At 63.7% G+C, this 22,287-nt stretch carries 19 protein-coding genes; 11 read left to right on the forward strand and 8 right to left on the reverse strand.

All coding sequences use genetic code 11. The annotated features are described in order from the left end of the window. Positions 1 to 34: 34 nt before the first annotated feature. Positions 35 to 886 (reverse strand): carbon-nitrogen hydrolase family protein, encoded by an 852-nt coding sequence (locus T5B8_RS16345; protein WP_353180534.1) that lies wholly within the window; start codon positions 884 to 886, stop codon positions 35 to 37. Between the two features lie 128 nt (positions 887 to 1,014). Between T5B8_RS16345 and T5B8_RS16350 the strand changes: the two genes are divergently transcribed. Further along, entirely contained in the window at positions 1,015 to 1,926 is a 912-nt protein-coding gene (locus tag T5B8_RS16350) for a LysR family transcriptional regulator (RefSeq protein WP_353180462.1), read from the forward strand. Between the two features lie 87 nt (positions 1,927 to 2,013). Here the strand turns inward: T5B8_RS16350 and T5B8_RS16355 are convergent, their stop codons facing one another. Next, on the reverse strand, positions 2,014 to 2,967 hold the full coding sequence (locus T5B8_RS16355) for a Gfo/Idh/MocA family protein (protein ID WP_353180464.1): 954 nt from the start codon (positions 2,965 to 2,967) through the stop codon (positions 2,014 to 2,016). Positions 2,968 to 3,277: 310 nt separating this feature from the next. Between T5B8_RS16355 and T5B8_RS16360 the strand changes: the two genes are divergently transcribed. The 8 genes from T5B8_RS16360 (at position 3,278) to T5B8_RS16395 (ending at position 11,288) form a co-directional block, all read left to right on the forward strand. Next, entirely contained in the window at positions 3,278 to 3,718 is a 441-nt protein-coding gene (locus tag T5B8_RS16360; RefSeq protein WP_353180465.1) for a DUF411 domain-containing protein, read from the forward strand. A gap of 52 nt (positions 3,719 to 3,770) precedes the next feature. After that, positions 3,771 to 4,139, forward strand: coding sequence for a hypothetical protein (locus tag T5B8_RS16365; protein WP_353180466.1), 369 nt, complete (start codon positions 3,771 to 3,773; stop codon positions 4,137 to 4,139). Between the two features lie 146 nt (positions 4,140 to 4,285). After that, positions 4,286 to 4,969: a c-type cytochrome gene (locus tag T5B8_RS16370; protein ID WP_353180467.1), complete on the forward strand. Its 684-nt coding sequence runs from the start codon at positions 4,286 to 4,288 to the stop codon at positions 4,967 to 4,969. Positions 4,970 to 5,016: 47 nt separating this feature from the next. Then, the gene (locus T5B8_RS16375) at positions 5,017 to 6,957 is read left to right on the forward strand and encodes a copper resistance system multicopper oxidase (RefSeq protein WP_353180468.1); all 1,941 of its coding nucleotides are present in this window, start codon (positions 5,017 to 5,019) and stop codon (positions 6,955 to 6,957) included. A gap of 39 nt (positions 6,958 to 6,996) precedes the next feature. After that, positions 6,997 to 7,758 (forward strand): copper resistance protein B, encoded by a 762-nt coding sequence (locus T5B8_RS16380; protein WP_353180470.1) that lies wholly within the window; start codon positions 6,997 to 6,999, stop codon positions 7,756 to 7,758. Positions 7,759 to 7,853: 95 nt separating this feature from the next. Further along, a complete protein-coding gene (locus T5B8_RS16385) occupies positions 7,854 to 8,249 on the forward strand; it encodes a MerR family transcriptional regulator (protein ID WP_353180472.1) in 396 nt (131 codons plus the stop codon). Next, positions 8,242 to 10,662 (forward strand): heavy metal translocating P-type ATPase, encoded by a 2,421-nt coding sequence (locus tag T5B8_RS16390; protein WP_353180473.1) that lies wholly within the window; start codon positions 8,242 to 8,244, stop codon positions 10,660 to 10,662. The genes T5B8_RS16385 and T5B8_RS16390 overlap by 8 nt, the downstream gene beginning before the upstream one ends. A gap of 236 nt (positions 10,663 to 10,898) precedes the next feature. Continuing rightward, positions 10,899 to 11,288 (forward strand): DUF2267 domain-containing protein, encoded by a 390-nt coding sequence (locus T5B8_RS16395; protein ID WP_353180475.1) that lies wholly within the window; start codon positions 10,899 to 10,901, stop codon positions 11,286 to 11,288. Here the strand turns inward: T5B8_RS16395 and T5B8_RS16400 are convergent. Beyond that, positions 11,285 to 12,523, reverse strand: a complete 1,239-nt coding sequence (locus tag T5B8_RS16400; RefSeq protein WP_353180477.1) for an MFS transporter — start codon at positions 12,521 to 12,523, stop codon at positions 11,285 to 11,287. The genes T5B8_RS16395 and T5B8_RS16400 overlap by 4 nt on opposite strands. A gap of 271 nt (positions 12,524 to 12,794) precedes the next feature. Between T5B8_RS16400 and T5B8_RS16405 the strand changes: the two genes are divergently transcribed. Together T5B8_RS16405 and T5B8_RS16410 are read left to right on the forward strand one after the other, a co-directional pair. Then, positions 12,795 to 14,216, forward strand: a complete 1,422-nt coding sequence (locus T5B8_RS16405; protein WP_353180479.1) for a diguanylate cyclase — start codon at positions 12,795 to 12,797, stop codon at positions 14,214 to 14,216. A 327-nt stretch (positions 14,217 to 14,543) separates the two neighbouring features. After that, entirely contained in the window at positions 14,544 to 16,193 is a 1,650-nt protein-coding gene (locus T5B8_RS16410) for a putative bifunctional diguanylate cyclase/phosphodiesterase (protein WP_353180481.1), read from the forward strand. A 264-nt stretch (positions 16,194 to 16,457) separates the two neighbouring features. Here T5B8_RS16410 and T5B8_RS16415 read toward each other — a convergent pair whose 3' ends face one another. From T5B8_RS16415 to T5B8_RS16435, 5 genes are read right to left on the reverse strand one after another with little or no spacing between them, the layout of a single operon-like run. Further along, on the reverse strand, positions 16,458 to 17,492 hold the full coding sequence (locus tag T5B8_RS16415; RefSeq protein ID WP_353180483.1) for an ABC transporter ATP-binding protein: 1,035 nt from the start codon (positions 17,490 to 17,492) through the stop codon (positions 16,458 to 16,460). Between the two features lie 5 nt (positions 17,493 to 17,497). Beyond that, entirely contained in the window at positions 17,498 to 18,466 is a 969-nt protein-coding gene (locus T5B8_RS16420; protein ID WP_353180485.1) for an ABC transporter ATP-binding protein, read from the reverse strand. After that, a complete protein-coding gene (locus T5B8_RS16425; protein WP_353180487.1) occupies positions 18,463 to 19,314 on the reverse strand; it encodes an ABC transporter permease in 852 nt (283 codons plus the stop codon). Before T5B8_RS16425 ends, T5B8_RS16420 begins: the two co-directional genes overlap by 4 nt. Then, the gene (locus T5B8_RS16430) at positions 19,314 to 20,333 is read right to left on the reverse strand and encodes an ABC transporter permease (RefSeq protein ID WP_353180489.1); all 1,020 of its coding nucleotides are present in this window, start codon (positions 20,331 to 20,333) and stop codon (positions 19,314 to 19,316) included. Before T5B8_RS16430 ends, T5B8_RS16425 begins: the two co-directional genes overlap by 1 nt. Before the next feature lie 4 nt (positions 20,334 to 20,337). Further along, positions 20,338 to 21,957, reverse strand: coding sequence for an ABC transporter substrate-binding protein (locus T5B8_RS16435; protein WP_353180491.1), 1,620 nt, complete (start codon positions 21,955 to 21,957; stop codon positions 20,338 to 20,340). Positions 21,958 to 22,287: the final 330 nt, after the last annotated feature.

The raw sequence follows: 22,287 nt of genomic DNA on the forward strand, positions 1-22,287 counted from the left end.
CTGTTTTCAACGCCTTCCAAGCGATACCGGGTTGCTAGAGCAGCCGATCAGTCAGAAAGCGATAACTGGTGCGGGCAGCGATCAGGTCTTCCCTATCCAGCTCGGCCCTTAGAATTTCGCTGTCGCGCTCACCCGCCGTCGCAAGGATCTGGCCGGTCGGCGCGACGATCTGGCTCAGCCCGAGGCGCTCCCAGACACCGGCCTGAGAGCCCATATCGAGGCTTCCGCAGGCGTTGCAGCCCACGACGAAGGCCTGGTTCTGTATCGCCGTGACCATCGGCAGCGCCGCCCAGTAATCGCGTTTGACGTGCTCGATTCCGACCCCGCCCTTGGCGCCACCGCGCCAGGTGGACGAACAGAACACGATGATCTCTGCGCCCTGGTCGGACAGCGCTCGGAAATACTCGGGGAACATCACGTCGTAGCAGATCGCGATACCGATACGTCCGAGCGGACTATCGATTACTTCGATCGAATCTGCAGGCGTGTAATAGAGCTTTTCCAGACCTGGCAGGTGGACCTTTCGGGTAACCCCGAGCAGACCGTCTGGGCCGATCAATGCGGCGCTGTTGTAGACCACGCCGGTGGTATCTGCACGCTCGGCGAACCCGACCACGGCATGGGTATTGGCGGCCCGGGCCGCGGCGGCCACACGACCGAGTTCCGGACCGTTGAGCTCGATCGTAGCTTCGCGCCAGTAGCGTTCATAGCCGCCGGGTTCGTGCCGGAAAAAACTCGTGATGCCCATTTCAGGAAACACCACGAGTTCACTGCCACGCTGGCCTTCCTCTTCGAGCCGCTGCTCGATATAGACCAGGTTGGCTTCCATCTGCCCCATGTCGCCGGGCGCGTGCTGCACCACGGATACAGCCGTGTTCGCTTTCATCACCAAGACATCTTCTCGATTGATTCAATATCGAGAAGCTAGCCGCTCATGCCGGCCCTGCGATAGATAAAAATCATTACAGCGCATGTCATAATTTTTACGCTCGTCACTATTCCACCTTGGCTGACATGTCAGACGAAGCCCAACTACTCGCGACAAACTGGAACGACCTGAAGTATTTTCTGGCGCTTGCCCGACACGGGCGCCTGACCCGGGCCGCACGTGTGCTCGACGCCTCTCGTGTGACTGTCGGCAACCGTATCCGGGTACTCGAAAGCGCGCTCGACGTACAGTTGTTCGTGCAGACAGGCGACGGTTTCAAGCTGACCCACGTCGGCATGGGCCTGTTACGCCACGCCGAAAATCTGGAACGCAATCTTCGTCTCGGCCTGGAGGGGATCGAGGCGCCGGGCGCACGATCGCGCGTACGCATCGGCGTCACCGAAGGGCTGGGCGACAACTACCTGTCACGCCGCATTGCGGCCTGGGTACCCGACAGCGGTATCGATATCGATTTCATCTCGTTGCCCAAGTCGACCACCGTCACCAGCCGTGAAGCCGATATCAGCATCACGCTGGAGCAGCCGACCGGGGAATTCGTGATCCGGCGTCTGCTGACCGCCTATACGCTGGGCGTTTATGCCAGCCACGACTATCTCGCCCGGCACGCCGCCATTCGCCATCGCAGCCAGCTCATTGATCATGGATGGATCGGCTATATCGACAACAGGCTGTTCACCGGCGAACTGAGGTATCACTACGAGATCGCGCCGCAGCTGAATTTCGTGTTCCAAAGCACCACCATCGGCGCTCAGAAGGAAGCGGCGCTGGCAGGCGTGGGGCTATCGATCCTGCCCGACTACATGGCGGCGCACGAGCCGCGCCTGGCCCGGGTGCTGACCGACGACCTGCGCTTCGTGCGGCATTACTGGATATCCACCAACCGCGACCTGCATCGCTTCGACGCCGTTAACCGCAGCTGGCATTTCATCGTCGACCGGGTAAACAGGGATCAAGGGCTGCTTTACTCAGACGCGTGAACACCCGGGTCACCATTCGCCGGCCGGCCATCGCCGTTCCGATTTATCGGCCGAGCGTTATACCCGGCACCCTGCACTACCACAACGTCAATAGCGGCTGGATTCCTCTACCGCCGCGTTGATGCGCTCCAGCGTTTCCACCACGGCCAGAGCGCTTTCGCCGTCGGAGCGGGCAGGCTGGCGATCCTTCACGCGGTCGAGGAAGTGCTGCAGCTCGAGCTTGAGCGGCTGGCCGTCGCCGCGGTGGACGACTTCGCTGCCCTCATCATGGTTCTGCAGTTCGGCATCGATCCAGCGACGGTGGTGGGTCACCGTCTGGGCCACTTCGTCGTAGACGAGCATGCCGCGCGAGCCGCGCAGAATCGTGCGGCGATCGGTTTCCGGCCACAGCCAGGAAGTATGGATATTGCCGCGCACGCCGTTGGCGAATTCCAGATGCACATGCACCTCGTCTTCCACGCCCAGGCCGAGCATGCGATGGCCGGTTCCGCGCACCCGGTCGGGCGCTTCGCCGACGAGATACAGCATCACCGCCATATCGTGCACGCCGATATCCCAGATCACGTTCTCGGCACTGCGCGCGCGGCCCAGATTGAGCCGCTCGTGACGAATCGAGAACAGCTCACCGATCTCGCCGCTGGCGACATAGTCGCGTATCCAGGAAATCGCCGGCTGGTAGATCAGCAGATGACCGACCATAAGAATGGCGTCATTGTGCCGGGCCGCATCCACGAGCTGACGGGCTTCGCCCGAGCTGTGCGTGAGCGGTTTTTCGACGAACACATCCTTGCCCGCCTCGATCGCTGCCATGGCGATCTCGAAATGCGAGGGCGTGGGTGTGGCAATGGTCACGGCATCGCAGTCCGAGGATTCGAGCGCAGCGCGCCAGTCCTCGAACAGCGCAACGCCGGGATACTGCTCGCCGTAGCCGTTCAGGCGTTCGGTATTGCCTTCGACGATCCCGGCCAGCACGCCCAGTTCGTCGAGATTACGGATGATGTTCTTGCCCCAGGCACCGGCCCCGATCGCCACTACTCGCATATATCGCTGTCCTGTCACCGCTTCGTAACGCGCCGTAGTGTACGCGCTTGTTTTCCTGCAGGCCCGATCTGCATGCGCGACCGCCGAGACGCGTCGCACGGCAAACTGCGCGAATCGCACACTTGGCGGGGCTCGCCAACGCCTCTACGCGATATTTTCCGGCACCCCGCCAGGCCTTGGCCACACTGGCCTTGCGGGCGATAACACCCGAAAACTCCGTACCCGGGTCCACGTTGTGCGGTCGACTCGTGCAGGCCTATATTCGGTCTAACCTTGCGTGTTCAGCGCGCCAGTCTTTCGGAGCCTCGCCATGATCGTCTCTCGCTTTCGCTCGCTATCGCGTTTTGCGGCCACCCTGCTGCTATGGGCCGTGGCCAGCATTGCCGTTGCCGCGCCGCTGAGCGCAACGCTGTATCGCGATGCAAGCTGTGGCTGCTGCCACAAGTATGTGGATCATCTGCGCGCCGCTGGCTACGACGTGACGGTTGCCGAGATGGGCAATCGCGCCGAGCGGTTTCGCGCAGCCGGCGTGCCGCCCGAACTGAGTTCCTGCCACATGATGCGTATCGGCGGTTATGTGGTGGTCGGGCATGTCCCGCTGGAAACGGTGGCCCGGCTGCTGCGCGAACAGCCCGATATCAAAGGCATCGCCCTGCCGGGCATGCCGATCGGCACCCCCGGCATGCCGGGTGAAAAAACACAGCCATTCGTCGTGCGTACCCTGCAGGGCGATGTCTATGCGCGCCTCTAGGCCGCTACGTCGCATGAGTGCCCAAGCGCGAGCCACGCGCTAGATCACCGCCATGCGTGTCGTTCTGATGGCCGTATTGCTGCTGCAGATACTCGTTGCCGAGCCGCTGCTGGCCGCCAGCCATACGCACGGCATGGCAGCACCGGGGGCATACACGACCGGCGCGACGCAGGTCCACAAGGCAAACGGCCCTGTCAACACGCAAGCACACGAACACAACGGCGGCGAGCACGACACCTGCCACACGCAAGACCGCTGCTGTTGTGTACTCGCGGGGCATTGTTCAGCAAGCGCGGTGACCGCAAGCACATCGCCGAACCCGTCGCCGACACCCGAGGCGTATGCCCCCGCCCGTCTGCTCGCGATGCTCGCGTACGGCTTTCCCAGCCGACCGCACCGCCCGCCCCCACGTTCTTCCTGATAACGCACTCCATAGGGCGCTACGGCGCCCTGTCTGAATTGGCACCGCGTTAGGTAAGGGCCGTCGTCCGCTTGGCCGGCCTCGCAAGGCATCGGCACATCGTGCCGACCGTACGCGCGCACTGCCGTTTAACGGGAAGCAAACGCATGCGAATCTTGAAAACGGTTCTGGCCACCCTGGTGAGCAGCCTTGGGGTGGTGATCGCTGCCGCCGGCGGCATCATTTATTCCGGCGTCTATAACGTGGCCGCAACCAGCGCGCACTGGCCGATCACGCATTGGGTACTCAACCAGACGGTGCACCGGTCGATCGAGCGGCAGGCCGCGAATATCGCGGCCCCGGCACTGGGCGCCGAACAGCAGTTGCTGGCGGGCGCCGCCAACTTCGAGGCCATGTGCAGTGATTGCCACGCCCCGCCGGGCCAGGGCCCGTCGGTCGCCGCCCGGGGCATGTACCCGAAACCGCCCGGCCTGGCGCACGCGGCCCACGAAAAGACGGCCAACGAAATCTTCTGGGTGATCAAACACGGCATCAAGGCCTCGGGCATGCCGGCCTGGGGCCCAACCCATAGCGACGATGAAATATGGGCGATGACAGCATTCGTCCAGCAACTGCCGCGCATGTCCGCTACCGACTACCGGCAAATGCTGGCGACCGCAAAGACGCGTGGCATCGGGCACGACGACCATCACCATGACAGCGCCCCGCACACCCCGAGTACCCACCCTCGGCCCGATACGCATGACGAAGCCGAACAACCGCCTGCCGGGCACGACGATAGCCATGCACCACATGACCATCAGGCACACGTCGCACATGCCCACGGCTGAGCACGCCGATCTACGCAATCACGACCTTTCGTATTCAGGAGCACCCAATGGGTAAGCAAACACATGACAGCGAGCGTCGGCGCCTGCTGCGCGCCATGGGCGCAACCGGCCTGCTGGCCGGTTTCAATGCCCTGTTGCCAGCCTATGCCCGCGACGGGCTGGCGGCTGCCAGCCCGCGCCATCTGACCACGGGCGCAGCCCGGGTGGCCGGCGGCACACCCCGCGATGTGGACATGGACATCCATGTACGCCGCGAGCTGATCGATATCGCCGGCGGGCACGCCGCGGCGATCACCCTCAACCACACCACGCCCGGCCCGATCGTCGAACTCTGGGAAGGGCATAACGCTCGCCTGCGCGTCCATAATCATCTCGACGAATCCACATCGATGCACTGGCACGGCCTGCTGCTGCCGTTCCAGATGGACGGTGTACCGGGCGTGACGTTTCCGGGTATCGACCCCGGCGCGACCTACGAAGTGGATTTCCCGGTCCGCCAGGCGGGCACCTACTGGTACCACAGCCATTCGGGCCTACAGGAGCAAACCGGCCAGATCGGACCGATCGTGATCCATTCGGCGCAAGACGACGGCATCGAGGCCGAGCGCGAGTATGTACTGATGCTCAGCGACTGGACCTTCGAGGACCCACACCGGATCGTGGCCAAGCTCAAGGCGGTCAGCGACTACTACAACTTCAGCGAGCGCACGCTGGGCGATCTGGCCGAGGATTTTCGCACCGCCGGCGTTGCCAACACACTCAGGGATCGACTGGCCTGGGGCGAGATGCGTATGAGCGCACGCGATATCGCCGACGTGACCGGCCATACCTATACCTATTTGATCAACGGTCTACATCCGCACGCCAACTGGACCGGCCTGTTCACACCCGGCGAGCGAATCCGTCTGCGGGTAATCAATGCCTCGGCGATGACCTATTTCAATGTACGCGTTCCCGGTCTGGCCATGACCGTGGTCGCCGCCGACGGCAAGGAGGTCGAACCCGTCGAGACCGACGAATTCCAGATCGGTGTTGCCGAAACCTTCGATGTGATGGTCGAGCCCAAGGCCGACCAGGCTTACACGGTCATGGCCGAGAGCATGGACCGCACCGGCTATGCCCGTGCCACCCTCGCGCCGCGTGCGGGCATGGTCGCGCCAGTGCCCGCGCTGCGCGAACCACCGCAGCGCACGATGATGGATATGGGCATGGACATGCGTCATATGGACATGGGCAACATGCACATGAGCCATGGCCAGCACGCCGAGGCGATGGGGCACGCCAGCCAAGCCATGGACCATGGCTCGATGCAGAAGATGCCGGCCGCAGACCATGGGCACGACGTGGTCAACATGCGCGGCACGGGCACCATGGGCCACCAGGGCCATGTCATGGGCGAATCGGCCATGCCGATGGCCCCCGAAGGCCACGCGATGCAGATGATGCACCACGAGCACGGGCCCGACATGCACGGGCCCGGCAATATCAATGTCGCCAACGTGCAGCGCGACCGCCTGGCCGAACGCCCGACCGGCCTCAAGGACGTCAACCATCGCGTACTCACCTACAGCCAGCTACGCAACGTGGTATCGATGCAGGATCGCCGTGCGCCCTCGCGCACCATCGAAATCCATCTGACCGGCAATATGGACCGCTATATGTGGTCCTTCGACGGAGTGAAGTACGCCGACTCATCGCCCATCGAGTTTCCCTACGGCGAGCGCATCCGCCTGATTCTGGTCAACGACACCATGATGGAACACCCCATCCATCTGCACGGCATGTTCATGGAACTGGAAAACGGCCAGGGCGATCGGCTGCCGTTCAAGCATACGTTGAGCGTGTTGCCGGGCTCGCGTGCCTCGCTACTGGTCACCGCCGACGAGCCCGGCCGCTGGGCCTTTCATTGTCACCTGCTCTACCACATGGAGATGGGCATGTTCCGGGTCGTGCGCGTGGCCGATCAGTCGGGAGAAGACGATGCTTAAACGAACGCTCGCGATGGCCTGCGGCGCGGCCTGCTAGGCTTGAACAGTCTGGCCTGCGCGCAGACGGACAACAATGGCAAGGCCGATCTCGATTCGGTCATTCCCGGCGGCCCAATCGATCCGCACAGCGGCGCGCCGGCAGAATGGAACAAGCCGATCCACGATGACAAAGTCCATACCTTCGTACTCATCGACCGGCTGGAATACGGCGACGTCGAGGGCACGAACAACTATCTCTGGGACGCCCAGGGCTGGATTGGCGGCGACATCAACAAGTTCTGGCTCAAGACCGAAGGCGAAGGGCCGATGCATGGCAGCTCGCCCGAGGGAACCGAGTTTCAGGCGCTCTACAACCGCGCGATCTCGCCGTTCTGGAATGCCCAGGCCGGCCTGCGCTATGACGTCAATCCCGACCCGGACCGTGGCTTTGCCGTACTCGGGCTGCAAGGCCTGGCGCCCTACTGGCTCGAGACGGATCTGGCCCTGTTTGTCAGCGAAGACGGCGACGTGAGCTTGCGCAGCGAGTTCGAATACGAACTGCTGCTCACCCAGAAGCTGATCCTGCAGCCGCGGGCCGAAATCAATGCCGCCGTGCAGGACGTACCGGAGTACGGCCTCGGCAGCGGCCTGAACAGCACCGAAATGGGGCTGCGCCTGCGCTACGAGTTCGTACGCGAGTTCGCCCCTTATATCGGGGTGCGCTGGGAGCAGAGCTATGGCGACACCCGGGATCTGGCCCGTGCCGAGGGCGAATCGAGCTCGTCGACCGCGTTCGTGCTCGGCCTGCGGGCCTGGTACTAAGGCTTGCCCCCAAAAGGCGAAACCGTGCCCCAGGCATCTTGACTCTTTAGCCGACTACGGACTTAAGATCCGGATCATCAATCGCAGGTGAATCCATGACCTATTCGATCGGACAACTGGCCAAGGCCGCGGATACCGGCATCGAAACCATTCGCTACTACGAGCGACGTGGCTTGATGCCGGAGCCGCCGCGTGCGGCCAGCGGCTATCGCCGCTATCCCGACGATGCCGCGCAACGGCTGCATTTCATTCGGCGCTCCAAGCGGCTGGGCTTCACGCTCGACGAAATATCGGCCCTGCTGCAATTGCAGGCCGGCGGCCAGCGCGCGGACATCAAGGCGATTGCCGAAGCCAAGCTCGAAGAAATCGAAACCCGCCTGGACGATCTGCAGCGCATGCGCGCCACGCTTCAGGACATGACTCAGCGCTGCTCGGGCCACGGCCCGGTCGCGGGCTGCCCCATCATCGAAACGTTGAACGACAATGAGTAATTGCTGCCACGCCCGCGCCGACGGCGAGAATACGGTCAAGGACCCGGTCTGCGGCATGAGCGTCGTGCCCGGCGAAAAACCGCAGTACGACTACAACGGCCAGACCTATCATTTCTGCTGTGCGCGCTGTCGCGACCGCTTCGCTGCCGATCCGGAATCGTTTCTGAACCCGGTGCAAGACGACACGCCCGCGCCGCCCGGCACCCGCTACATCTGCCCGATGTGCCCCGGCGTGGAAAGCGATCACCCGGACGATTGCCCCAAATGTGGCATGGCGCTGGAGCCGGCCAAGCCGCCGAAACGTCAGACTCAGTACACCTGCCCCATGCATCCGGAAATCGTCGAGGACAAACCCGGCGACTGTCCCAAATGCGGGATGGCCCTGGAGCCAACCACCGTCACCCCCGAAAGCGAAGATCCGGAACTCAAAGCCATGCTGCGCCGGTTCTGGATCAGCCTGCCGCTCGCTGGCGCGGTATTCGTTCTCGCCATGGGCGACATGGTGCCCGGTGTGGATCTGCACGGCTGGCTGGGCGCGGGGTTCGGCTGGCTGCAGTTCGCCCTGGCCACGCCGGTGGTGTTTTATTGCGGCGGGTTTGCCTTCAAACGCGCCTGGCAGTCGGTGGTTAATGCCAGTCCCAATATGTGGACGCTGATCGCGCTCGGCGTGGGCGCGGCCTATGGTTTTTCCATCGTCGCCCTGCTGTTGCCCGGCATATTGCCCGAGGCATTCATTCATAACGGGCGATCGCCGCTGTATTTCGAGGCCGCGGCGGTGATCATCACCCTGATTCTGCTTGGCCAGGTCATGGAGGCACGGGCACGCGGCGCGACCTCGCGTGCACTGTCGGCCCTGCTGGATCTCGCGCCACCCAGCGCCCACCGGCTTGACGACGACGGCAACGAAACCGATGTCGCGCTCGACGAGCTCGAACAGGGTGATCGCCTGCGTGTGCGCCCGGGCGAAAAGGTGCCGGTGGACGGCGTGATCATCGACGGGCGTTCCACGCTGGATGAGTCGATGATCACCGGCGAACCCGAACCCCAGAACAAACAGCCGGGCGATACGGTCACCGGCGGCACGGTCAATCAGGCCGGCGGCTTCGTGATGCGGGCCGAATCGGTCGGCGACGACACGGTGCTTTCGCGCATCGTGGATATGGTGGCTGCCGCCCAGCGCTCGCGCGCGCCGATTCAGGGCATGGCCGACAAGGTGGCCGGCCTATTCGTACCGGCCGTAGTGCTCGCTGCCGTCATCGCCTTCGCGGCCTGGGCGTTGTTCGGCCCGGCGCCAGCGCTGTCACATGCGCTGGTCGCGGCCATTTCCGTGCTCATCATCGCCTGTCCCTGTGCGCTGGGCCTGGCCACGCCCATGTCGGTGATGGTGGGCATCGGCCGCGGCGCGCGCGAAGGCGTGCTCATCCGCGATGCCGAGGCGCTGGAGCGCCTGCAGGATGTCGACGTGCTGCTCATGGACAAGACCGGCACGCTCACCGAAGGCGCACCGCGGGTGGTGGCCATCGAAACCGCGGACGACTTCGACGAGGCCGAACTACTGCGCCTGACCGCCAGCCTGGAGCGTGCCAGCGAACATCCGTTGGCCCGCGCCATCTATAACGCGGCCAGCGAGCGCGACCTGTCGTTGACCGAGGCGGCCGATTTCGACTCGATCACCGGCCGCGGCGTGGCCGGGCGTATCGACGGCCGTACGGTCCAGATCGGCAATGCCGCGTTGATGACCCACAACCACATCGACACCACCGCCCTGACGACCCAGGCCAACGAGCGCCGCGGCCGCGGCGAGACCGTAATGTGGGTCGCGGTCGACGGCGCGCTGGCCGGTTTCGTGGCCGTGGCCGACCCGATCAAGGCCAACACGCGCGAAGCGGTGGCCATTCTTCACGATGCCGGCCTGCGTCTGGTGATGCTCACCGGCGACAGCGAAGCCACGGCGAAAGCGGTCGCGGCCGAGTTGGGCATTGACGAGGTCCATGCCGGCGCCCTGCCCGAGGACAAACACGCGCTGGTGGAAAAACTCCAGCAACAAGGGCACCGCGTGGCCATGGCCGGCGACGGCGTGAACGACGCGCCGGCGCTGGCCCAGGCCGACGTGGGTATCGCCATGGGCACAGGCACCGATATCGCCATGGAAAGCGCGCCGATTACGCTGGTCAAGGGCGATCTGCGCGGCATTGCCAAGGCCCAGCGGCTGTCGGCCCAGAGCATGCGCAATATCCGCCAGAACCTGTTCTTCGCCTTTGTCTACAACGGGGCCGGTGTGCCGATCGCGGCCGGCGTGCTCTACCCGCTGCTGGGCACGATGCTCTCGCCGATGCTCGCTGCGGCAGCCATGAGCCTGTCGTCGGTATCGGTCATCACCAACGCGCTACGACTGCGCCGAGCTTCGCTCTAGGGCCTGTCGTCACCGGATATGCCATCGCATTGCCCGTGCCGGGCGTGTCAGGCGAGGCGCGGGCCGCCGAGCGTGGCGGGCCCACGGTCAAGGCCCGTAACGACGCATGGCGCGTCCGGCACGGGCAATTACGTGGTTGTCCTGATAGCCGGGCCGGCCTGGCGCGGGCACAGTGCGCGGCCTGTGGATACGTTGCCCGACGTGTCCGAATCGAACAATAGAACAAGGATTGCCTCATGCAGACCGAAGATTTCATTGCCCGCGTGGAACAGGCCAGCGGCGTCAACGATCGCACCGTGGCCACCAACGTGACATTCGCGACCATCGAATCGCTGTGCCTGCACCTGCCGCAGGAAGAGATTCGCCAGCTGACCTCGCAGCTGCCCTCGGAACTGTCGCAATCGGCGCTCAAGGGTGGCCAGCAACAGTCCGGCCAGGCTGAAGACACCGTGGCCCTCGACGACTTCTACAGCGAAGTCGCCACCCGCGCCAATATGGACGCCACCGACGTGCGCGAACCCGTACGCGCGGTCATCGAGACCCTCAAGCAGGCCGTGACCACCGGCGAGTTCGTTGACGTGACCTTCGATCTGCCGCCCGAGCTGAACACGCTGCTGGCCAGCTAGCGCGAACCCTGCGCCCGGGCGCGGTCGCTTTCGATCGCGCCCAGCTTTTGCATGGCGATCGTGCCCACCAGCGGCCCCAGGGCGAGCAAGCCGAAGGCCCAGGCCCAGCCGAGGGCTTCGTGCACGATGGGAATCAGCCAGAGGGTGGGAATCGTCACCACGTACCCAATCGCCACCTGCAGAGTGAGCGCGGTACCGATATAGCGTTGATCGCCGAGCTCGGTGATCGCGGTGGAAAACTGAGCCGAATCGGCCACCACCCAGAAGCCCCAAATCAGCCCCACGAGCAGAATCAGCGGCCAGGCGCTGCCCGGAATCAGGCCGATGATCAGTGCACAGCTGCCGGATACGATCATCGCCAGGGACGTGGCGCGTGCCCGCCCCCAGCGATCGCCTAGCTCGCCGCCCACCCAGCAGCCCAACGCGCCCATGCCGATTGCGGCAAAAGTCGCCACCGCGCTCAGCGCGGCGGGCCACTGCGCCGCGTTGCGGCTCAGCACATCGGCGAGAAATACGCCGAACCATGCCCACATGGCGTAGAGCTCCCACATGTGGCCGAAATAACCGATACAGGCCAGCCGCACGGGCCGATCGGCAAACACCTGCCAGGCCTTGCCCGGGTCGAACACCGCACGCGGAAAATCGAACGGCCCGTCGCGGCCCAGATAACGTGCAATCAAGCCGCCAGCCAGCGACATGAGCGAGCTCGCCGCGATCACCAGCCGCCAGTCGAGCCCGCCCAGGCCATTGACCAGATGCGGCGTGGCCGAGCCGATCGTCAACGCGCCCACCATGATGCCCAGCGCCGTGCCACGTTTGACCTTGAACCAGGTGGCCATGGCCTTCATCGCAGGCGGATAGACACCGGCCAGACCTAACCCCGTCATCGCACGCAACAAGACGGCCAGCACGAGCGGTGGCTCGACCAGCAACAGCGCATTCGCGCCAGCAGCCAGGCTCGCGCCGTAGTACATCAAATGGCGTGGCGGCAGGCGATCGGCGATATTGAACACTGCGGCCATCAACGCGCCCGCCACAAAGCCGATTTGTACCGCGATGGTCAGCCAGGCCGCCCCACCTGCGGACAACCCCCAGAGTTCGCGCAGCTGCGGTATGACCGCGGTGGCCGAAAACCAACCGGTCATGCCCAAAAGCATGGCGATCGCCAGTACCGAAAGCGCCTGCCAACGCCCGGCCGGATCCCGGAGCGGGATTTCGCTCGCGGCCGGGCTCACGGCTTAACGCCCTGTCTCGCCTGTGCGCCCCCGCAATCATATGACGGGCGTTGCGTGGATATCGCCATGCGCTCCTCCGGTTCGCGAATGCCGCGGTCTTACAGCCGCGTTGATCTGACGTCGCACCGATGCAGCCTCGCATAAAGACGCCTTACACGCGTCATCGCCGCATGCGGTTTACGGTACGCTAGCCATTCGGATAGCCGCAGGTCGGCCTTTCCCGCACCGATGCGCTCAGCAATACGGCCCGAACTACCTCAGGAGACACGTGTTGAAACGTATAAGAGCGGCTGCGCTGGACGACGAAACATTGGCGATCGATACCCAGTCGTTGCGCGCCATACTCGCCTGCGTGTTTGCGGATGTCAGCGAGGCCGTGATCGTCACCGATCGTGATCGCCGTGTCGTCATGACGAACGAAGCCGCCAATACGCTGTTTCGGTATCCACCGGACGAATTCCGCGGTCTGCATACGCTCGCGCTATACGAACGCGCCGAAGATTTCGAACAGCTCGGCACCACCCACTACCACGGTGACGCCGACGGCGAACGTCACACCTATTTCATGCGCTACCGACGCAAGGACGGTAGCGTTTTCGAGGGCGAGACCACGGGCGGCGCCATTCGCGGCAGCGACCAGAACCGGCCGATGTTTGTCGGCATCATTCGCGACGTGTCCTCACACATCGCCACCGACAAGGTGCTGCATTCGCTCCACCAGATTACCTCCGATCCCACGCGTGGCTTTGCGCAACGCCAGCGCGAGATCGTCGAACTGGGCGCGCAACATTTCGGCGTCCCCTACGGCGTGGTCGCCCAGATCGATAATCAGCACTACGAGATCAAGGAGGCGCATTCGCCCGACGGCAGTATCGTGCCCGGCACCGTCAACGACGTATCCGACACGTTTTGCTGGCACGTGATCGCCAAACACGGGCCGTTCGGTATTCATCATGCTGCCGAAAGCCAGTTGTGCACGCATCCCTGCTACAACACATTCCAGCTCGAGTCGTACCTGGGGGCGCCGATTACCGTTGATGGCGAACTCTATGGCTCGCTGAGTTTTTCCAGCCCCTTGCCAACACCCCCATTCAACCAGCGCGACTACGATCTGATGGGCATGTTCGCGCAGTGGCTCGGCCATGAAATCGCCCGTCAGCGCGATCTCGACGCACTGCGCGAAGCCCACGAACGCGTACACCGACTCGCGACCCACGACGAATTGACCGGCCTGGGCAACCGGCGCCTGCTCACCGAACAGTTCGAGCAGGAACTCGAGCGTGTACATCGCTATGCGCGCAGCCTGAGCGTCGCACTCATCGATTTCGATCACTTCAAGCAACTCAACGACCGCTACGGGCACGCCGCCGGCGACGCGGCCCTGCAACTGTTCGCTCGACTGGCCCGGCAAACCCTGCGCGCCAGTGACACGATCGGCCGCTGGGGCGGCGAGGAATTTCTCGCGCTGTTGCCGGAGACCCCGCTATCGGCCGCCGCCGGCACGCTCGAGCGTCTGGTCGAAAGCGTGCGAAACACGCCGCTGGAAGTCGCCGGCGAACAGATCCCGCTGACCATTTCGGCGGGGGTGACGAGTACGCGCGGCAACGAATCCGTCGAGCAGGTACTAAAACGTGCTGACGAAGCCCTGTATCGTGCCAAGAACGATGGCCGGGATCGCGTGCATTGCCGCTGAGTCGGTCGCGCTCCAACCCCTTCCCCTGACCCTAGACAGTTCACGAAGCCGTCGTCCTCGCATCGATCGACGCGACTTGAAATCGGCTGGATAAAGTTGTCGTTAAAGCGGCCGATCATCCGACATGTGATCCATTCCCATCGCGCAGGCCCGGTCGCACCGACCTGCCCAGGGTGTGTCCCGATTTAGCGCGCAGCCGCGCCCGTGAGCAACCCGCAAGGACGCACGCCGTGATCGGCGGCGCGGTTGTGGTTGGCGTGATCCGCCCCGCGGTGCGTGTTTTCGTCTGATCCACACACGCTGGTATCGCGCTGCGACAGACAGGCCATGAGCATGTTAGACAGCCTATCGGAGCTTGAAACAATCGCCACCGGCGTGGCCGTCATCGATGCCGAATGCCGTTTCGTGTCGGCAAACACTGCTTTTGCCCACCGCCTGAACATCGATACGCTGCCTGATCGGCTCACCGATATCGCCCTGGCGGACACACGCAGCAATACCCTGCTCGGGCGCCAGCTGCGCGATCACGGCGAATCGGCACTCACGGTCGAAATCACACCCGGGCGGCCGCTCACGCTCTACTTCGGCGCCTGCCGTGCACAACGCCGTCTCGTCATTGCAGCCACGGGCTGGCCACAGCGCGACGAAACCACCCGCGAGCTCGCCGCCCAGCTCGACCCACTGACCGGCTTTGGCAATCGGCTGATGTATGCCGAACGAATCCGTGCGCTCAAAGCGGCCAATGCCACCGCCAGCGCCGTACTCGTGATCGATCTCGATCGCTTCAAGCAGGTCAACGATACGCTGGGCCACGGCGCGGGCGACGAACTGCTCACGCTCGTCGCCCAGCGTATCCGTGCCTCGACCCGCGGTACCGACACCCTGATCCGTCTGGGCGGCGACGAATTCGCCATCCTCGTGCCCGACGAGCCGCGTGCCGAAGGTCTGAACGCGCTGGCGCAGCGATTGGTCGGGCTGCTGGGACGACCGTTTCTCGTTAACGGCCAGCAGATCAATATCGGCGCGAGTATCGGCATCGCCACCACCACCGGCGACAGCGAACGACTCGACGATCTGCTGCACCATGCCGATCTTGCACTCTACGATGCCAAACGTCGGGGGCGTGGCTGCCACCGTGTTTTCCGCGCCCAACTCGAACAACGCGCACTCGAGCGGCGTGCATTCGAGAGTGATCTCAGACAGGCCTTGGCGCGAGGCCAGTTCGTCTTGCACTATCAGCCGCAAACCGCGATCTCGGAACAACGCGTGAGCGCTTTCGAGGCACTCATTCGTTGGCAGCACCCCACGCGCGGGCTGGTGCGTCCCCGCGAATTCATCTCGCTGGCCGAGGAAATCGGCGAAATCGTGCCAATCGGCAACTGGGTGATTCGCTGCGCTTGCGACCAGGCCATGACCTGGCCGGATACACGCCTGCGCGTTGCCGTGAATGTCTCGCCGGTTCAGTTCGCCAACGACGACATCATTGACGCGATAACCCAGGCCCTCGAAAACAGCGGCCTGGCGCCCGAGCGTCTGGAAATCGAGATCACCGAAGGCCTGTTGCTCGACGAATCACCTGCGATCATGCAACGACTGTGGGCGATCAAGCAGCTGGGCGTCGCCATCGTCATGGACGATTTCGGCACCGGTTATGCGTCGCTGAGTTATCTCAACAATTTCCCGTTTTCCAAGATCAAGATCGACAAGACCTTCATACAGGACGGGCACTCGCCACGCGCGAAGGCCCTGGTCAGTGGCATCATCGCCATGGGCACCAATCTGAACATCGCGACCATCGCCGAAGGCGTGGAAACCGCCGCTCAATACGCACAAATCGAACACGACGGCTGCGATATCGCTCAGGGCTATTACATCGCCAAACCCATGCCGGCCGACGAAATCGCCGATTTTCTTGCGCGCTTTCACAATCGGCGAGACGCGCCGTCCCTGACGCATCAGCGGCTATCGGGCCCGTAGCAGCCGGGCCATGAACATAGCCGACGGGTTGTTCTCGTTGTCGCCGCTCAATCGCAATGAGGCACCGTCATAACGAATGCGCCCAAGTGTCGGACGTGTATCAACCGCCAACGCCTCGCGCACCAAATCGACAATCACAGCGTCGTCATAACCGACCATCGCGCGTATACGCACGCGGCGGCGATGCCAGCTCCGAGTTCGACGCACGCATACGCGAAATTGCGCGCTAATCTGTACCAGGCACCAACCGAATAGCAGCCGCCGTCAACGCTCGCCGAGCGCATGGGCCTGTACTTCTTCGGCGAAGTGGCAGGCAGCGGCATGTTGCGGGGCCATGCTCAACAACGGCGGTTCGCTTTGCTGACAGCGATCCTCGCCGCGTGGGCAGCGCCCGTAAAAACGACACACATTCGGGTCCGGGTCGATCGGGCTGCGTGGATCGCCCGGCAGATGAATCCGTTCGACCGGACTTTCCTCGATCGTGCGCGGAATCGCCGAAATCAGCGCCCGCGTGTAGGGGTGGGCGGCCTGGTCGAAGACCTGCTCGGCAGTGCCGGTTTCCACGATACGGCCCAGATACATCACGATCACACGGTCGCAGAGCAGCCGCACCACGTTGAGATCGTGGGATACGAACAGATAGCTGATACCCAGGCGCGTACGCAGATCGTCCAGCAGCTTGAGAATGACGGCCTGTACCGACACATCGAGCGCCGAGGTGGGTTCATCGAGCACGAGCAGCCGCGGTTCCGGCGCCAGTGCCCGGGCGATATTCACGCGCGCTTTCTGGCCACCCGACAGCTGGTGCGGCAGCCGGTCCAGCAGCTCTTCAGGCAGACCGACATCGCGGGCCAGTTCGACCACCCGCGCCCGGCATTCGGCGGTCGACATTTTCTGCAAACGCCGCAGTGGTTCGGCAATCGCATCGAAGGCGCTATGGCGTGGGTTGAGGCTGTCGTGCGGGTCCTGAAAGACGACCTGAATCGCGCCGCGCTGGGGCGAACGCGCGAACGCGCGGGTATTGATGGCGGCAATATCCTCGCCTTCGAACAGGATGGCGCCGGCGGTGGGTTCGATCAGCCGCGTGATCAGGCTCACCAGCGTCGATTTGCCACAGCCGGACTCGCCCACCAGGCCGACGCTTTCACCCGCGCCGATGGTGAAACTCACATCATCGACCGCATGCAGCTTCGGCGCCGGGCGTGGCTGATGGCGCGCCCAGCCGCGCAGGGCACGCATGGGCGCCGACTCGCCGTCGGACACCGGATACAGCTTGGACAAGCCCTGAATGTCGAGCAACGGTTTTATAGCGGCCTCCGACAAGCGAAATAATGATCGGGCGCCTGCGCTTCGGCGTCGAAGCGCGGGCCGGGGTCGTTGCACTCGGCCACCCGGCGCGGGCAGCGCTCGGCAAAACGACAAACGGGCAGATCGGCATTGAGCGGCGGAATACGCCCGGGCACCGATTCCAGCGCATCGAGCGCGCTGGTGCGGGTCGGCGTCGCTGCCATCAGCCCGGCCGTGTAGGGATGTCGCGGCGCGGCAAACAGCGATGCCGTGGGCGCAGTCTCCACCACCTGGCCGGCATGCATGACCGCGATCCGGTCGGCGTACTGCGAGGCCAGCGCCAGATCGTGGGTGATCAACAGCGTGGCCAAGCCGGTGTCGCGGCCGAGTTCGGCCAGCAGATCCATGATCGTGGCCTGGGTGGTTACATCCAGACCGGTGGTCGGCTCGTCGGCGATCAACAGTCGCGGTTTGCAGCACAGCGCGATCGCGATCATCACGCGCTGGCACAGCCCGCCCGACAGTTCGAACGGATAAGCATCATAGCGGCGTGCGGGGTCGGGAATACGCACCTGTTCGAGTGCTTCGATCGCGCGGCGTTTGGCGTCCCCGCGGGCAACCGGGCCGTGGCGGCGCAATACGTCCTCGAGCTGATGACCCACCTTGCGAATGGGGTTGAGCGCGGTGCGCGGGCTTTGAAAGATCATCGCCATCTCGCGCCCGCGTATGTCGTCGAGGTCACGACGCTTGGCGCTCAGCAAATCCATGCCGCCGAAGTGCACCTGCCCGTTCGGAATACGCGCGGCGGCATCGAGAATACCCATGATCGAAAACGCGGCCACCGACTTGCCGGAGCCACTTTCGCCCACCACCGCCAGGGTTTCGCCGCGGGCCACCGACAGCGCGATACGGTCGAGCACATGCACCCTGCCCGCGCGGCTGCGAAATTCCACGCTCAGATCGGAGACGTCGAGCAACGCGCTCATGTGCGTCGCCTCGGGTCGATCAAATCACGCAGCCCGTCGCCCATCATGTTGAAACAGAACACGGCCAGCATGAGCGATACACCGGGAAACACCGCCAGCCACCATTCGCCGGAGACGATGAACTGGGCGCCCTCGGCGACCATGATCCCCCACTCCGGCGTGGGCGGGCGTACCCCCAGACCGATGAACGACAGTCCGGCCGCATTCAATATCGCCCAGCCCATGTTCAGCGACAGCTGCACCATCATCGCCGGCAGGATGTTCGGATAGAGATGGCGCGCGAGCACGCCGATATTGCCGTTTCCGGCGACCTTGGCGGCCGCGGCAAAACCGGAGTCGCGGCGTACGCCGATTTCGGCCCGGGCCACGCGCGCATAAAACGGCAGGTTGATGACCGCCGTGGCATAAACGATGTTCTCCACGCTGTTACCCAGCACCGCGACGATGCCCATCGCCAGCACGAACAACGGAAAGGCCATGACCGTATCGATGACACGCCCGATCACGCGGTCGGTCCAGCCGCCGTAGTAGCCGGCCAGGCTGCCCAGCACGCTGCCGCCGAAAAACGCGAGCGCCACGGCCGAGAGCGCGATCATCAGATCCAGCCGCGTGGCCACAATGACCCGGCTGAGTACGTCGCGGCCCAGGTGATCGGTGCCGAACCAGTGCTCGGCGGACGGCGCCATGAGCTTGATCGCGGTATCACTGGCCAGCGGATCGTAGGGCGCGATCCAAGGCCCGAAGGCCGCCAGCAGCACAAGGACGAAAAACATCGCAAAGGCCACGACCGTCAGCGGGTTTTCGCCGAGCACGTACCGGGCATGGGTGAGTGTCGAGGTTGCGGCCATTAACTTGCCGCCCGGATTCGGGGATCGATCACCGCGTACAGCAGATCGATAGTCAGATTAAGCGTGACGAACAACAACGCCATCGCCAACACGAAGCCCTGCACGGCGGCATAGTCGGAGGCCACCAACGCATCGATCGCGAACGAGCCGATACCGGGCCAGGAAAAAACTTTTTCGACCAGTACGTTGGCCCCCAGCAGAAAGGAGAACACCATGCCCAGTGTGGTGAGCACCGACAGCAGCGCGTTGCGCAACGCATAGGTGAACAACACGGTGGATGTGGCCAATCCGCTGGCCCGGGCGGTGCGGATATAGTCGCTGGAGAGCACGTCGAGCATGGCCGCCCGGGTCATGCGTGCAATCGGCGCCAATGCGAAGATGCCGAGCGTGAGTGCGGGCAGGAAGATATGGGCCAGACTCGCGCGAAAGACCTCGAAATCCCCCGCGATGAGGCTATCCACCAGATACAGACCGGTCACCCGATCCGGCGCGATATGCATGAAATCCAGCCGCCCAAGCGGCGCGGGCGCCCAGCCGAGCAGATAATAGAATACATAGACCAGCAGCAGACCGGTAAAGAACACTGGCATCGATACGCCCGTGGTCACGATGATCCGACAGACATGATCGACCAGACTGTTGGGCCGCGTGGCGGCCAGTACGCCCAGTGGAATGGCGATCACGATGGCGATCAGCAGGCCCAGCCCGGTCAACTCCAGCGACGCCGGCAGCCGTCGGCCGAGTTCCTCGGTGACATCGCGCCCGGTGCTCAGCGACACGCCCCAGTCGCCTTCGGCCAGGCCTTTCACATAGCTTGCGAACTGCACCGGCAGGCTGCGATCCAGACCCATGGCCGCGCGCACCTGGGCGATGGATTCGGCATCCGCGGCCGGGCCGGCGTAATAGACGGCCGGATCGCCCGGCAGCGCCCGGGTGAGCAGAAATGTCACCAGAATCACGCCGAAGATCGTCGGCAGCGCCTCGAGCAGGCGCTTGCCGATCGTGGTCAAACCGGACACGTGGCTAGGCCTTTTTCAGTGGCCGGCAATCGAGCTGCCGATGAAACCAGTACTGATAGCCTTCGACATTCTTCTGCATGGCCACGTCCAGGTTCGGCTGCCAGAGCGGTATCAGCGGCACGTCCTCGAAGGCGATGGCGATCATCTGCTTGATGTTGGGCACATAGGCCGGATCGTCGACCGGGATATGCAACGTCTCGTCGACGAGTCGGTCGATGGTCGGGTTGCTGTAGTTCATCGAGTTGAACAGATGGCCTTTCACGTAGGCCCAGAAGAAGTAGTAGTCCGGGTAGTTGAGCCAGCCGCCGAAGTTCTTCAGATGCATGGCCAGGCTTTTCTCGACCAGCGCCTGCGTGCGCCAGTTCGCGCCCGGAATCTTGTCGATGGGCGTACGGATACCGATCTTGCCCAGGCTTTCCTGAATCAGCAGCGCGGTCGGCTCGGTCCATTGCGCCAGACCGAGATTGATCGATAGCGGCACCTCGAAACCGTTGCCGTGGCCGGCTTCCTCGAGCAACGCGCGCGCCTTGTCGAGATCGGTGTCGTAGGGAAACGGCTGCGGCCAGTCTGCCGATGCCGGCGTGAACGACTGGCCGCCATGCATCATGCGCCCGCGCCGGTAGGCGGCGGCATCGAAGATCTTTTCGTAGGGCAGCGCATAGGCAATCGCCTGACGCACGCGCTTGTCGTCGAAGGGCGCCATTTCCACGTTCAGGCCGAGCGCGTTGACACAGTTCTCGATCGGCACGCCGGCCACGTTGATCTTGCTGCTGGCATGCAGGTCCGCCGCTTCCTTGGGCGGCAGATCGAGCGAGATATCGGTATCGCCACGCTCGATGAGCGCCCGGCGTGTGGACGCCGACGGCACTTCGCGGATGATCACCCGCTTGAGCGCCGGCACTTCGCCGTTGCGCCAATCGTCGTAGCGTTCGTAGACCGTCTGTTCGCCCGGGTCCCAGCGCAGCAGCTTGTAGGCACCGCCACCGGCCGGGGTGCGGTGCAGATAATCGGTGGCCCAGGGATCATCGTCGGTGGCATGGGCCTTGGCGACTTTCGAATTGATGATGATCGGCACCGGCACGGCCAGATCCGGCAGCGTGAGCTTGCTCGGACGCAGGAAATTGATCTTGAACGTGTGCTCGTCGACGACTTCGAACTGCTCGGGTTTTTCCAGCGAGCCGGCCTTCATCTGCACGGTGGGAAAGCCGCCGACGGTCACGGCGCGATCGAACGACCATTTCACATCACTCGCGGTGACCGGCTTGCCATCCCAGAAGGTGGCGGACTTGCGCAGGTGAAACACCGCCGACATCTTGTCGTCGGCGACTTCCCACGATTCGGCCAGCTCCGGTACGAGGGTTTCGTAGTCGTAGGAGACAGTGCCGTCGTCCAGCGTCTTGGTGCCGTAACTGAGCAGCCGATCATAGAGATTGACCGCGATCGCATAGCTCGGCCGGTTGGTGCCCTCGCGATGGATATCCATACTGTTGGGCGCCGCGCCGGTGACGACCACCAGTGTTTCGCGGTTGCCGGCTGCATGCGCCGGCATGAACTTGAACAACGGCAGACTACCCGCCGCGCCCGCGATCCATGCACTGTTCTTGAGAAAGGTTCTGCGATCCATGCCAGCCTCGTAGCGATAGGCCGATGCGCCTGCCCAGCACACCGAATGTCAAACAGGCCAGGGCTATCGCAATTTGTGTACCAGCTTGCATACATCCTGATGCGACAGCGGTTCGCGTCTGCGCAGTGCCTGTATTACAGCCTGTCCGGGCATGGGGCAGCGCCCACGCTACGGCCATGCCCCAAACAGGTGCAGCGCCCGTTGAAACGGCACAGTACGGTCGGCAAAGCAGTGCAGGGCGCGGTGCCGGTGCCTACGTACGAAGCCGACTGTCACACAATCTGCGCCATGCGCGGTTTCTATCCTTGAAGAAAGAAAACAGATGGAAAA

The organism is Salinisphaera sp. T5B8 (assembly GCF_040361255.1).
Lineage (GTDB): Bacteria > Pseudomonadota > Gammaproteobacteria > Nevskiales > Salinisphaeraceae > Salinisphaera.